This is a genomic window from Haloarcula limicola (assembly GCF_010119205.1).
GTDB lineage: Archaea > Halobacteriota > Halobacteria > Halobacteriales > Haloarculaceae > Haloarcula > Haloarcula limicola.
Genome location: NZ_WRXM01000001.1, coordinates 1,491,080 through 1,503,851 on the forward strand (window position 1 = coordinate 1,491,080; position 12,772 = coordinate 1,503,851).

Genomic DNA, 12,772 nt, shown 5'->3' on the forward strand with positions numbered 1-12,772 from the left:
GTATCTGGATACAACTCTGGACAACTCTGCTTCAGTTGACGGTAGACACCGGTAACCGTCCAGATAGCAGCGCGATACGGTATCGAAAACGGTGTTTGAACCCCCCTCTCGGAACCGTAGTCGGCCCCTATCAATCTTCAAACACTCACAGGTCCCCTGTCAAAGAGATTACTACAATGCGGGAAGGGGGACATGACTCAGGTAGCGCTTGCCCGTAGGGGGTGGGCGCGACCGAGGTATACAAACGATGCAACGACGCAAGTTCCTGATCGGAATGGGATCGCTCGCGGCCGGCTCGGCCGCTGCAATGGGTACCGGCGCGTTCACGAGTGTGAGTGCGGACCGCAATGTCAGTGTTGCGCTTGAAAGCGACGATAACGCGTTGCTCAAGATGGCACCGACGGACGGCCCGAACGCTGCCTACGCGACGCAGAACAGTAACACTCTCGAGATCAATATCGACGAGACGAACTCGGTGAGCGGTGACGGTCTGAACGACGACGCTCGTACCATCATTCGAGACGTGTTCAAAATCACGAACCACGGCACCCAAGATGTCTATGTCTTCATCGAGAACGAAGACATTCCGGATGGCGTCGGCGTGTTCTCTGATTACCCAGCTAACGCCGAATCGGGTGCCGGAGAGCCGGTTCCGGGTACCAGCGGACCAACGACTGGAATCGGTGAAGGGAGTCAAAGTAAAACTGGTGCACCTGACCATCCCATCCCAGAGCGTATTCTCGTCCCTACGGGTGAGACAATGGACGAGATCGGCTTCTCGTTCAACACTGGAAGCCGTGGTCAGTTCGACCCGAGTGATTTCCCGGTGGACATTACCATCCAGGCGGTCGCGGAGAGTTCCTACTGAACAGCCTCTTATCTAAGCCATGAAACGACGCACGCTCCTGGCCGGACTCGGCAGCCTGACAGCGGCTAATAGCCTAATCGTCGGGTCAGGAGCGTTCACGAGCATATCAGCTGATCGAACCATCAACGCTGAAATCGCCGACGACAATAGGGCACTCCTCGCGATTCACGAACGGGGTGATAGTCGTTATGGCGTGGGAGGCCGGAGCAACGAGAGTGGGGATACCGTCACGTTCAGTTTCCCTGGAGTAGGACGACGACTCAACAACGACGACCCTGGCGTCGGACTCGGCGTCGACTCTGTCTATGAGTTCACGCAAGACAGCGGTGAGGCCGATAGTCAGAGTCCCAAGCAGGGATTAGCCCGTATCCAGAACCAAGGTACACAGTCTGTCGAGGTCTATTCGGTTCACGAAACGAGCTCAGAGCTTGAAATTGAGCTGTTCGACGTAACTAACCCCGATAGGACGGCACTGCGTGACGACCCCACTGTCATGAATGTCGGTGATCACGTCGACGTAGGGTTCCGGATCCGAACCACGGGTACTGACCTCGGAACTCACGACGAGACGCTGACGATAGTCGCCGAAGCTACTGACGACTGAGAGCCGTTGTGGTCCGCACCACCTTGGGGGGTGGTGGCACCACCTCAGTCTCTTTGAACTGGCTTCAATCACCAGAATACAATGACAATACGAGATACATTTGGAGCCAACACGTCTGACCGGCACTGATCATCCGTGAATAGAACTATACTCCTGCTCGTCGCTACCGTCACGTCTGCCGCGATACTCATCCCGACCGGCGCGATACCGTTCGCCGAGTCGGGGACCGACCGAGTGAGCGAAGACATCGAGATGGCACCCGCCGACACCCTCAACGGCGATTACGCCATCCTGAACGAGAACGACGAGATAGAACTCCTGCTGACCGACGCCAACCCGTATATCGACGGGGCCGGCGTGGACGCCGACGCCGTCACTCCGATCGACTGCGTGTTCACGGTGACCTACACCGGCGACAGCACCGCCGAAGTGTGGCTGACCGACGACGCCGAGGACGTGCGGTTCTACCGGGACACCGACCCCGAGGACTCGCTCGAACGGAGCGAGAACAGCGTCGTCCTCCGGCCGAACGAGAGCGTCTCGGTCGGCTTGCTGGTCGACACGCGCGGCGACCACGACGTCGAGGAGGTAGATACGTTCACCGTGCACGCGGAGCTCGCAGAGCAGCGGGACCGACGGAACGACCGCGGAAACGGCGGCAGTAACGGCCGGAACGGCGTCGGAGGAGACGACAGAAACGACGACCCCGGCCGCGAAGACCGCGGAAACGACGACCCCGGCAGCGCGGCGGGCGGGGCGAGCGAACCGCCGCGACAGACGCCGGCCCCACCGACGGCGACCCCCGACCGGACGCCGGACGCGGACGCAGACGATGCAACGGCCGAGGCGGCGGACGAGACGGGGACTGCGGCGATCGCCGGTGACGACGCCGCGTCGGGTGCGGACGCGCCGGCGGCCGACGAACCGACGGAACTCGGCGGGTTCAGTCCCGGCCCGCTGGGGCTCGTCGTCGGGTCGCTGGCGGCGGTGTTGCTCGGACTCGCCGCGTTCCGGGCGTTCGGCTGAGACGCACGCGCGGTCGGCCCGATGCGATCGTCGATACCGCCGCAACTGAGATGAGGGACGCGCCGAAACGAACGGCAGACGACCGAGCGATGAACGCGAGCGAGGGGAGGGAAACGGCGGACGAGAGCGCCCTGCGGACGGTCAGCGAGCGAACCGCAGCGTTCGACGTCTGTCTGCTGCTCTCGATCCCGATAGCGTTGCTCGCCGTCGCGTCGCTTCCGCTCGCCGTCCGCGAGTCGCTCGTCTTCGAGTACACGGACCCGACGCTCGCGACGGCGCTCGCCTCGCCGTTCGTCCACCTGACGCCCGTCCATCTCGGGACGAATCTCGCGGTGTACGCGCTCGTGGTTCCCACGGCCTACCTTCTGAGCGTTCTGAGCGAGCGGCGGCGGCGGTTCCGCGTCGTCTTCGTCTCGCTGGTGCTCGCCTGCCCGCTCACGCTGTCGTATCTCAATCTGGCGATCGTCCGGCAGAGCGCCGGCGTCGGCTTCTCGGGCGTGCTGATGGCCCTTTACGGCTATCTGCCGTTGGCGCTCGCCACCTATCTCGATCGTCGCTTCGACGTCGGTCGGGTGCGACAGACCGGGCCGCTGCTGTTCTTCGTGGGCTTGCTGCTGATGACGACGCTGACCCTCGTCGCCGTCCGCACCCACCGAGTCGCCGTCCCGCTGCGCGGGACGATGGTGCCGGTCACGTGGCTCCTCTCGGTGACGCTCCTCGGCGTGCTGGCGGCGCTCGCGCTGACCGTCGCGCTGTACGTGCTCTCGGGTCTCGACGAGTGGTGGCCGAGTCGGTCGACCCTCACCGACGCCGCGGCGCGGACCGGGCACTTCGAACTGGCCGTCGTCTCGACGGCGGTGTTTCTCACGGTGCCGATCGCCACGTTTCCGGTCGACCCCGTCGTCGCGGGTAGCGTCGTGAACCTCTACGTCCACGTACTGGGCTACGCGTTGGGATTCATCGGCGCGTACGCGACGGTGGTTCTCGACCGCGCGTTGTTTGCCACTTCGCCTCGCCTGTGATCCAAGCTAGTATTGTTACTTCACCAACTGTTTTATGACGGCATATCATACAGAGACTGATGACACTGCGGCGGGGGGTAGAGCTGGGGCTGGAGGCAGCGATGGCGCTGTTTCTCGTCGCCATGGTCGCCGGACAGTTGCTCGGCCAACCCGTGTTGTTGGGCTACGTCACGACTGGCAGCATGCAACCCACGTTGGACCCGGGCGACGGGTTCGTAGCGGTTCCGGCGGCCGTCGCGGGGCCGATCGAGGAGGGCGACGTGGTCACGTTTCGGGCCGAAGAGCTACACGGCGGGGGGTTGACGACCCACCGGGTCGTCGACGAGACCGAGCGCGGCTACGTGACCCGGGGCGACAACAACCCGTTTACCGATCAGGACGGCGACGAGCCGCCGGTGACCGACGCGCAGATAGTCGCCGTCGCCTGGCAGCCCGGCGGGGCGGTGCTGTCGATCCCCGGCGTCGGACTGCTCGTCACCGGCACACAGGACGCCATCGCGGGGGTACAGCAGCGCCTCGCGGTGCTCACCGGCAGTCGCTCCCTGCTCGGTACGCAGGGTATCGCCTACCTGCTCGTGGCGCTGTCGCTCGGAGCGTACGTCGCGGACGTGGCGCTGAGCGACGATCGAAAGCGCCAGCGGACCCGGTCGCGAGAGACGGGGACGGACGTCCGCCTCGTCGTCGCCGTCTTCGCGGCGGCGGTGGTGCTGGCCGCGACGGCGGCGATGGTGGCCCCGGCGGGGAGCACCGAGTTCGGGATCGTCAGCGCCGAGAGCGACGCGCCCGGCAGTCGCGTCATCGAGACCGGGACCAGCGAGTCGGTGCCGTATCTCCTCCAGAACGGCGGGTTCGTCCCGGTGGTCACGTACTTCGAGCCGGTCACCGACGGCGTCGACGTTCGACCGCGGGAGACGCGGATCCCGGGCCGCTCGACGGTCAACGCGACGCTCGTCCTCACCGCGCCGCCGGAGACCGGCTACTACCGGCAGTACCTCGTCGAACACCGATACCTGCTGATACTCCCCCAGCCGGCGATTCGAGCGCTCTACGGGGTGCATCCGTGGCTCCCCATCGCCGCCATCGACGGCGTCCTCGGCGGGTCGTTCTACCTCCTCGGGACGACGCTCGCCGGGACCGGACGCGTCCGCACTCGCTCCCGAGAGGCCCCCTCTCGGTTCGACCGGTTCCTCTCTCGACTCAGATAGCGTCTCCAACGAACTCACTCAGCATCTCATGAACGACAGAACGAACGAAACGGACACGCGGGGTCGTCGCCTCCGAGCGACGCTGGCCGACAACTACGCGCTCGCGCTCACCGCGCTCTTGCTGGTCGCCGCCCTCGGCGGTGCGGTCACGTACGCGACGCATCTCGACGGCGAGACGCGGACCGAGACGCGACAGGTGGCGTCCTGGCAGTCGAGCGGCGAGTTCACGCATCAGGCCACTGTCGTCAACGACACGGAGGCGTTCGCGGCCGGCACCGTCCTCCGGAACCGCTCGGTGTACTACCAGCGACTCACGCCGCGACTGAACGGCTCGTTCGTCTACACGTACGCCGCCAGCGACGGCGGGAACCTCACGGTCGAGACGACGGTGACGCTCGTCATGCGCTCCGTCGAGGAGACCGGTGAGGGCAACGAGACCGTCTACTGGCGCGTCGAGCGCCCGCTGAACGAGGTCCGCACGTCGTCGCTCGAACCCGGTGAGCGAGCGGTCGCGCCGTTCTCGGTCAACGCGACCGCGGCGGCCGCGGAGGCCGCCCGCATCGACGGCGAGATGGGCGGAACGCCCGGACAGACCGAAGTCGCCGTCGTCGCCCGGGTCGAGCGTTCGGGAACGCGCAACGGCCGCCCGGTCGAGGCGAGCGACGCGTCCCGGCTGGCTATCGCCTCCGGCGACGGCGTCTATCGCGTCAGCGAGTCGGGAGCGATGACCGACTCCGGCGGGCAGACCGAGGAGATCGAGGTCCCCGCGGAGTACGGCCCGCTCCGGACCGCCGGCGGGCCGCTCCTGTTGCTCCTCGGCGGGGTCGGCGCGCTCGGCCTCGTCAGTGCGCGCCGCTCCGGTCGGTTGACCGTCACGGACGCCGAGCGCCGGTGGCTCGCGTACCGCTCGACCCGCCGGGAGTTCGACGACTGGATAACGACCGGACGCGTGCCCAGCGAGGCGGAGGGACCGCCGGTCGTCGCGGTCGACTCGCTCTCGGGACTGGTCGACGTGGCCATCGACACCGACGAGCGCGTCATCGAGGACCGCCGACGCGGGGCCTGTCTCGTCCTCGGCGAGGGACAGTGGTACCGCTACGACCGGCCGGCGGCACCGACGGGGGTGCGCTCCGAGAACGGCGACGGATCGACCGAGTCCGCCGACGAGCGGCTGATCGCACCGGAGACGAGCGCGTCCGGCGAACCCGACACGGACGGCGGACCCGCCACAGACGAGAACTGAGCCGGACTGCCTGACGACCCGACCGTGGAGTATTTCCGCGCCGGAACCGCCAGACCAGACATGGACGCTGCGCTTGGCCCGCCAGCGAAGATGGCCGAGCTGGAGGACGACTTGACGCCGATGATGGCGCAGTACTTCGAGCTCTGCGAGCGCTACGACGAGGCGCTCGTCCTCTTTCGAGTGGGCGATTTCTACGAAGCCTTTTGCGATGCCGCCGAGCGGGTCGCTCGCCTCTGTGAGATCACGCTGACGAAGCGGGAGGACTCCACCGGGGAGTACCCGATGGCGGGCATCCCCATCGACAACGCCGAGTCGTACATCGAGACGCTACTGGACGCCGGCTACCGGGTCGCCGTCGCCGACCAGGTCGAGGACCCCGACGAGGTCAGCGGCGTGGTCGAGCGGGCGGTCACCCGCGTCGTCACGCCCGGGACGCTCACCGAGGCGGAACTGCTCGGCGGCGCGGACAACAACTACGTCGCGGCGCTGACCGAGGGAGCGGACGACTACGGCCTCGCGCTCGTCGACATCTCGACCGGCGACTGCTACGCGACGAGCGTCGGCAGCGAGACGGCCGTCGCCGACGAACTGAGTCGGTTCGGCCCCGCCGAGGCCATCGTCGGCCCCGAGGTGGACGTAGATCGGGACGCGACGTTCGGACCGGCGTGTCTCGTGACCGAGTACGACGCCGGGGCGTTCGAGCGTGAGCGGGCCGAGGAACGCATCGAGCGCTACTTCGGCCCGCCCGAGCGGCTGTTGGCCGGCGACGCCGAGCGGCGGGCCTGCGGCGCGCTGTTGGCCTACGCCGAGTACACCCGCGGCAGCGCGGGCGCGGTCGGTCCCGACGGCGAGCCGGTCGACCCCGACGTGGACCCCGAGGGGACCCTCGACTACCTCAACCACCTCACGCGCTACGACCCCCGCGAGTACATGCTACTGGACGCGGTGGCCGTCGAGAGCCTCGAACTGTTCGAGCGGCGCTCCGTGCAGGGCCACGCGAACCTGACGCTCGTCGACACGCTGGACGAGACCGCCTGCGCGCTCGGCCGTCGGAAACTGACCGACTGGCTCCGCCGCCCGCTGCTGGACGAGGACCGCATCGACGCGCGCCACGAGGCCGTCGACGAACTGTCTCGGGACCCAGCGACCCGCGAGCGGTTGCACGACCTGTTGACGGACGTGTACGACCTCGAACGGCTCATCTCGCGGGTCTCTCGCGGGCGCGCGAACGCGCGGGACCTGCGCTCGCTCGCGGCGACGCTGTCGGTGGTGCCCGACGTGCGCGAGGCGCTCTCGGGGGCCGACGCCCGCCTGCTCTCGGACCTCTACGCGACGATCGACCCGCTGGCCGAGACGCGCGAGGAGATAGCGGCCGCCGTCCGCCCGGACCCGCCACAGGAGATCACGGAGGGCGGCGTCGTCCGCGAGGGCTACGACGCGGAACTCGACGACCTGCGCTCGACGGAGCGCTCGGGCAAGCAATGGATCGACGACCTGGAGGCCGACGAGCGCGAGCGGACCGGCATCGACTCGCTGAAAGTCGGCCACAACTCGGTCCACGGCTACTACATCGAGGTGACCAACGCCAACCTCGATGCCGTACCTGAAGACTACCAGCGCCGACAGACGCTGAAGAACAGCGAGCGGTTCTACACGCCCGAGCTCAAGGAGCGCGAAGAGACGATTCTCCGGGCCGAGAGCGAGGCCGACGACCTGGAGTACGACCTCTTCTGCTCGGTGCGGGACGCCGTCGCCGACGAGGCCGAACGGGTACAGGCCCTCGCGGACCGACTCGCGCGGCTCGACGTCCTCGTCTCCTTCGCCGAGGTGGCCGCGAACCACGGCTACTGTCGGCCGACCGTCGGCGGCGACGGCATCGACATCGAGGCCGGGCGACACCCCGTCGTCGAACGCACCGAGGACGCGTTCGTTCCAAACGACACGCACCTCGGCAGCAGTCCGGTCGGGGCGAGCCGGGCGAACAATGCGGACGGCGCGAACGGCGAGACCGACGCCGAACGGGACCCCTTCTTCGCCGTCGTCACCGGGCCGAACATGAGCGGGAAATCGACGTACATGCGGCAGGTCGCGCTCGTCTGCCTGCTGGCACAGGCCGGTAGCTTCGTCCCCGCGGCGTCGGCCGACCTCCCGATACTGGACCGGGTGTTCACCCGCGTCGGGGCCAGCGACGACATCGCCGGCGGGCGCTCGACGTTCATGATCGAGATGACCGAGCTCGCGACCATCCTCTCGGAGGCGACGGCCGACTCGCTGGTGCTGTTAGACGAGGTGGGGCGGGGGACCTCGACGGCGGACGGGTTAGCTATCGCCCGCGCCGTCACCGAGTACCTCCACGACGAGGTGGGCGCGTACACGCTGTTCGCGACCCACCACCACGACCTGACGGCGGCCGCCGAGGAGCTCCCCGGCGTCGCCAACCGCCACTTCCGGACGAGCCGCGACGAGGGGCGCGTCGTCTTCGACCACGAACTCGCGCCCGGCGCGGCCGCGGCGTCCTACGGCGTCGAAGTGGCCGACATGGCGGGCGTCCCCGACGACGTCGTCGCCCACTCTCGGGAACTGCTCGCCGACGAGCGACGGGACGGAGCCGCGGTGACGGGAGACGGTCGCGACGGCGTCGACGGCGGTGACCACCCCGAAACGGGAGACGAACCGGTTCCGGCGACGAACGGCCACGACTCGGCCGCTGACGGAGCCGACGGGATAGAACTGGCCGACGACGAGGCGCTGGCACGCGAGCTCCGGGAGACCGACGTGGCCACGATGACGCCGCTGGAGGCGCTGAACACGCTCGCGGCGCTCAAGGACCGCGCCGAGCGAGACAGTCCGAGCGGGGAGTAACTGGCAATCAGGTGAAGTCTATGCTTTACTAACCTGTAAGGTACAGGTATTTTTATCCTAGAGAGATGACATCCGCTATGCGAACGTCAGCCCATACCCCGTCTACGGCCCCGCTGGTCTCGACCAACTTCCAGGATCCGGAGTCGGTCGCTCCGGCGGTCGTCCAGGCGGTCTCGAACGTCAGCGAGGACCCGATCGAGTCGCTCCCGCCGCTCAACACGGCCGTGGACCCCGACGCGCTCGCCGCGCTCGTCGAGAGCGGCACGGTCGCGCACGTCGCGTTCAGCTACCACGGTCACGACGTGATCGTCACCGCGGAGGGCGACATCGACGTCTACTGAGTTCCCGGTATCGGTAGTACCCGACGGTCTCGAATCGGTTCAGTAGACGATCACGGCGGGGCGAGCGAGACGAACTCCAGTCCCTTCTCGGCGAGTAGCTGACGCGCGCGATCGGTCACCGACGGCGCGACGAGGACGCCGCGGACCTCCGTCTCGGCGTGTAGGTCCCGCCTGAGCGCGTCGACGTACCGATTCAGTTGGCCGACGGCGTCCGGGCCGACCCGTCGGCGCTTGAGTTCGACGACGACGGTCCGCCCGGCGGCGTCCTCGCCGTAGACGTCGACCGCGCCCGCGGGCGTCTCGCGCTCGGTGGCGAGCGGCGTGAAGCCCGCTTCGACGAGGTCCGGCGTCTCCAGTATCCGCTCTTTCAGGTCGGCCTCGGTTCCGGTGACGGCCAGCTCCTCGGGGTCGCTCACGTCGAAGGCCGCGGCGTGGGCCACCGTCTCGAAGGCGATCTCGAGTTCCTCGTCGGGCGTCGTCCGCTCCGAGAGAATCACCAGCGACCCCTCGGCGACGGTGACGGAGTGGTCACACCCCGGCGGTTGCCAGTTCACGGGTTGCTGTCCCTCGTCGGTGTGGACCAGCGCGGTCCCGTCCGGCTTCAGCGTCACGTGGCGGTCGCCGAGACCCAGCGAACTGGCCGCGCGGCCCTGATACTCGACGGTACAGGCGCCGAACAGCGTCACCATCGCGCCCCGGTCGATCGCCCGCTCGACGAGGTCGCGCGCGGTGTCGGGGGCGGGGTGGCTCAGCGTCTCGACGGCGCTCTCGGCGGTCACGACTCGCGGTTAGCGGTCGGTCCGTAAAAAGGACGCGTCGCCGGGGAGGAACACCGCATCGGCCCGCAGACGAAGCGCGGCGAGCAGGCCGTCCCGGACGGTCCGAACGTCGATACCGTCGCCGACCACCTCGCAGGCCCGGCTCTTCGTCTCCACCCACCACTCGCGTAGCGCCGCCGGGTCGTCGGTGCGGGCGAGCGCGACGTCTCCGCGGTCGGCGAGCGTCGGGTCCAGCCAGCAGACGCAGTAGCGCCGGACCGTCCCGTCACAGACGAGCAACTGATCGAACCCCGCGTCGAGTCGCGCACAGACGGCCGCTGCCGGCCATTCCGTTCCGAGCGGCTCGGACTGCGCGACCGGGTCGGCGTCGACGCCCCAATGCGCGTACCGGCAGTCGAATCGGCCGTCCGCACGCTCGACGGCGACGAGGGTCCGCCGCCCCATCAGCGACCGCCTCCCCGCTTTTCGCACATGCACGTCGGTGGCCGCGTCCCCCTACTTCAACGCTCGCTCGACGGCCGTCGGGACACGGCGGAACCGGCGACCCCGTCGAAGTATGCTAATCATGCACAACCCTCAAGTATCGCGTCGCCGTATCGGTACGTATGATGGGGAGCGAATGGCTGTACGGTGCCATCGCCCTGCTCGTCGGGCTGCACGTCCTGACGATGCTGTACGCCTACCGCCGGCAGAGCGACCCCGCCGCCGGCGCCACGCAGACGGACGCGGAGACGCGTCCAGCGGTCGGCAGCGACGAGGAAGAGGAGGCCGACGGAACCGTCAACTGCGCTCACTGCGGCACCGTCAACCAGCAGGGCTATCAGTTCTGCCGGGAGTGCGTCGCCGACCTCTCCGGTAGCGCGCCCCGGCGACAGTCGCCCGACCACACCCAACCATACTGAGATCGCTCCCGGAGGGGTGCGTTTAGGTGCGTGGGAAGCGACGGCTTCGACATGCGTTTCGGAGTGCTCTCGACGGCGGAGATCGGACGCGAGTCGGTGATTCCAGCCATCCAGCGGAGCGAGCACGCGGTCGCCGCGATCGGCTCCCGCGACGCCGACCGCGCCCGCGCCGTCGCCGACCAACTCGGCATCGAGTCGGCTTACAGCGACTACGAGACGATGCTCGCCGAGGCCGACATCGACGCGGTGTACAACCCGCTGCCCAACGGTCTCCACGCCGAGTGGAGCCGACGGGCCGCGGACGCGGGCCTGCACGTCCTCTGTGAGAAGCCGCTGGCCGTCGACGCCGCCGAGGCCGCCGACCTCTTTTCCTACTTCGAGGACCGCGGCGTCACGCTGATGGAGGCGTTCATGTATCAGTTCCACCCGCGGACCGAGCGGGCGCGCGAGGTCGTCGGCGAGGAACTCGGCGAGATCACCTCGGTCGACGCCTCGTTCACCTTCCGCCTCGACGACGCCGGGGACATCCGCTTGGACCCCGACCTCGCGGGGGGCAGCCTGATGGACGTGGGCTGTTACGCGGTCAGCGCGGTTCGCGGGTTCCTGGGCGAACCCGACCGCGCGTACGGCCACGCCGTCGACTCGCGGGCGACGAGCGTCGATACGACTTTCTCCGGCGTCCTCGAATACGACGACGGCCGGGTCGGGCGGGTCGCCTGTGGTTTCGATACGCCGAATAACGAACGCTACCGCGTCGAGACCACGGACGGCTGGCTCGAAGCGCGGAACTGCTTCGGTCCGGGCCCCGACCAGTCGGTGTCGCTCACCTACGCCGTCGACGGCCGAGAGGCGACCGAGACGTTCGACGCCGTCGACCAGTACACCCTGCAGGCCGAGGCGTTCGCCGACGCCGTCGCGGCCGGCGAGACGCCCCGCGTCGACCGCGCGGAGTCGATGGGGAACGCGCGCACGATCGACGCGCTGTATCGGAGCGCCGAAGAGGGGGCGCCGGTGGCCGTCGCCGATCCGAACTGACTGGGCCAAACCGTTTTTGCCCGCCGACGACTTCGGGGGAACGTGACGATTCCCACCACGACACTGCCGAGCGGCGACGAGCTCCCGATGGTCGGCGTCGGGACGTGGCAACTGGACGACGACACCGTCGGCGACTCCGTGCGAGCGGGGTTAGACGCCGGCTACGGCCACGTCGACACCGCCGAGGGGTACCACAACGAAGCCGCCATCGGCGACGCCCTTTCCGAGTACGACCGCGAAGACTACTTCCTCACCTCGAAGGTCCTGCCGAAACACCTCGACTACGAGTCGGTCATCGCCGCCTGTGAGGCGTCGCTCGATCGGCTGAACACGGAGTACCTCGACCTGTATCTGGTCCACTGGCCCAACCCGGCGATCTCGATCCGCGAGACGATGAACGCGATGGCCCACCTGAAAGAGGCGGGCAAGGTCCGGAACGTCGGCGTCTCGAACTTCAGCGCCTACCAACTCAGCACCGCCCAGCACGTCAGCGACGTGCCCATCGCGGTCAACCAGATCGAGTACCACCCGTGGAACACCCAGGACGACGTGGTCGAGCACTGCCGCGAGACCGACACCGTCGTCGAGGCCGCCGCGCCGCTCGGTCGGACCGAGGTGTTCGAGGACGAGACGATCCAGACCGTCGCCGAGGAGTACGGCCGCTCGGTCCCGCAGGTCATCCTGAAGTGGGCCGTCGAGAACGACGTCGTGCCCCTCCCGAAGTCCACCTCGCCGGACCACGTCCGGGCCAACCTCGAACTGTTCGACTGGGACCTCGCTGAGGAGGACCGCCGGCGCATCGACGACATCGACCGCCACCAGCCGGTGTACGACCACCCCGCGCGGGACTGGACGAGCGACACCTACGGCATCTCGCAGTAGGCC

The 12,772-nt window shown here is 67.9% G+C and carries 13 protein-coding genes; 11 read left to right on the forward strand and 2 right to left on the reverse strand.

Annotated features, from left to right (window positions below):
• Positions 1–247: 247 nt before the first annotated feature.
• From GO488_RS07645 to GO488_RS07680, 8 genes are all read left to right on the forward strand, one after another.
• Entirely contained in the window at positions 248–868 is a 621-nt protein-coding gene (locus GO488_RS07645; RefSeq protein ID WP_162317177.1) for a hypothetical protein, read from the forward strand.
• Between the two features lie 19 nt (positions 869–887).
• Complete coding sequence (locus GO488_RS07650) at positions 888–1,472, forward strand: hypothetical protein (protein ID WP_162317178.1); 585 nt, start codon at positions 888–890, stop codon at positions 1,470–1,472.
• 135 nt (positions 1,473–1,607) lie between these two features.
• On the forward strand, positions 1,608–2,498 hold the full coding sequence (locus GO488_RS07655; protein WP_162317179.1) for a hypothetical protein: 891 nt from the start codon (positions 1,608–1,610) through the stop codon (positions 2,496–2,498).
• Positions 2,499–2,548: 50 nt separating this feature from the next.
• The gene (locus GO488_RS07660; protein ID WP_162317180.1) at positions 2,549–3,520 is read left to right on the forward strand and encodes a hypothetical protein; all 972 of its coding nucleotides are present in this window, start codon (positions 2,549–2,551) and stop codon (positions 3,518–3,520) included.
• Between the two features lie 59 nt (positions 3,521–3,579).
• Complete coding sequence (locus GO488_RS07665; RefSeq protein WP_164509625.1) at positions 3,580–4,725, forward strand: S26 family signal peptidase; 1,146 nt, start codon at positions 3,580–3,582, stop codon at positions 4,723–4,725.
• A gap of 28 nt (positions 4,726–4,753) precedes the next feature.
• Positions 4,754–5,968: a DUF5305 domain-containing protein gene (locus tag GO488_RS07670; RefSeq protein WP_162317181.1), complete on the forward strand. Its 1,215-nt coding sequence runs from the start codon at positions 4,754–4,756 to the stop codon at positions 5,966–5,968.
• A 60-nt stretch (positions 5,969–6,028) separates the two neighbouring features.
• Positions 6,029–8,830 carry a DNA mismatch repair protein MutS gene (gene mutS / locus GO488_RS07675; protein WP_162317182.1) on the forward strand — a complete coding sequence of 934 codons (2,802 nt, stop codon included), beginning with the start codon at positions 6,029–6,031 and terminating at the stop codon, positions 8,828–8,830.
• 77 nt (positions 8,831–8,907) lie between these two features.
• Entirely contained in the window at positions 8,908–9,171 is a 264-nt protein-coding gene (locus tag GO488_RS07680) for a HalOD1 output domain-containing protein (RefSeq protein ID WP_162317183.1), read from the forward strand.
• Positions 9,172–9,221: 50 nt separating this feature from the next.
• Here GO488_RS07680 and nucS read toward each other — a convergent pair whose 3' ends face one another.
• Both nucS and GO488_RS07690 read right to left on the reverse strand, forming a co-directional pair.
• Complete coding sequence (gene nucS / locus GO488_RS07685; protein ID WP_162317184.1) at positions 9,222–9,950, reverse strand: endonuclease NucS; 729 nt, start codon at positions 9,948–9,950, stop codon at positions 9,222–9,224.
• A 9-nt stretch (positions 9,951–9,959) separates the two neighbouring features.
• Entirely contained in the window at positions 9,960–10,394 is a 435-nt protein-coding gene (locus tag GO488_RS07690) for a DUF6735 family protein (RefSeq protein ID WP_162317185.1), read from the reverse strand.
• A 161-nt stretch (positions 10,395–10,555) separates the two neighbouring features.
• On the opposite strand from GO488_RS07690, the gene GO488_RS07695 reads away from it, so the two are divergent.
• From GO488_RS07695 to GO488_RS07705, 3 genes are read left to right on the forward strand one after another with little or no spacing between them, the layout of a single operon-like run.
• Positions 10,556–10,852 (forward strand): DUF7577 domain-containing protein, encoded by a 297-nt coding sequence (locus tag GO488_RS07695; RefSeq protein ID WP_162317186.1) that lies wholly within the window; start codon positions 10,556–10,558, stop codon positions 10,850–10,852.
• A 51-nt stretch (positions 10,853–10,903) separates the two neighbouring features.
• Complete coding sequence (locus GO488_RS07700) at positions 10,904–11,887, forward strand: Gfo/Idh/MocA family protein (RefSeq protein WP_162317187.1); 984 nt, start codon at positions 10,904–10,906, stop codon at positions 11,885–11,887.
• A 42-nt stretch (positions 11,888–11,929) separates the two neighbouring features.
• On the forward strand, positions 11,930–12,769 hold the full coding sequence (locus tag GO488_RS07705) for an aldo/keto reductase (RefSeq protein ID WP_162317188.1): 840 nt from the start codon (positions 11,930–11,932) through the stop codon (positions 12,767–12,769).
• The last annotated feature ends 3 nt before the right edge of the window (positions 12,770–12,772 follow it).

Bases quoted from the DNA above. Each gene is read 5' to 3' on its own strand.
- GO488_RS07690 (WP_162317185.1), bottom strand. From the start codon at position 10,394: ATGGGGCGGCGGACCCTCGTCGCCGTCGAGCGTGCGGACGGCCGATTC.
- GO488_RS07650 (WP_162317178.1), top strand. From the start codon at position 888: ATGAAACGACGCACGCTCCTGGCCGGACTCGGCAGCCTGACAGCGGCT.
- GO488_RS07700 (WP_162317187.1), top strand. From the start codon at position 10,904: ATGCGTTTCGGAGTGCTCTCGACGGCGGAGATCGGACGCGAGTCGGTG.
- GO488_RS07670 (WP_162317181.1), top strand. From the start codon at position 4,754: ATGAACGACAGAACGAACGAAACGGACACGCGGGGTCGTCGCCTCCGA.
- mutS (WP_162317182.1), top strand. From the start codon at position 6,029: ATGGACGCTGCGCTTGGCCCGCCAGCGAAGATGGCCGAGCTGGAGGAC.
- GO488_RS07665 (WP_164509625.1), top strand. From the start codon at position 3,580: ATGACACTGCGGCGGGGGGTAGAGCTGGGGCTGGAGGCAGCGATGGCG.
- GO488_RS07680 (WP_162317183.1), top strand. From the start codon at position 8,908: ATGCGAACGTCAGCCCATACCCCGTCTACGGCCCCGCTGGTCTCGACC.
- GO488_RS07660 (WP_162317180.1), top strand. From the start codon at position 2,549: ATGAGGGACGCGCCGAAACGAACGGCAGACGACCGAGCGATGAACGCG.
- GO488_RS07695 (WP_162317186.1), top strand. From the start codon at position 10,556: ATGATGGGGAGCGAATGGCTGTACGGTGCCATCGCCCTGCTCGTCGGG.
- GO488_RS07645 (WP_162317177.1), top strand. From the start codon at position 248: ATGCAACGACGCAAGTTCCTGATCGGAATGGGATCGCTCGCGGCCGGC.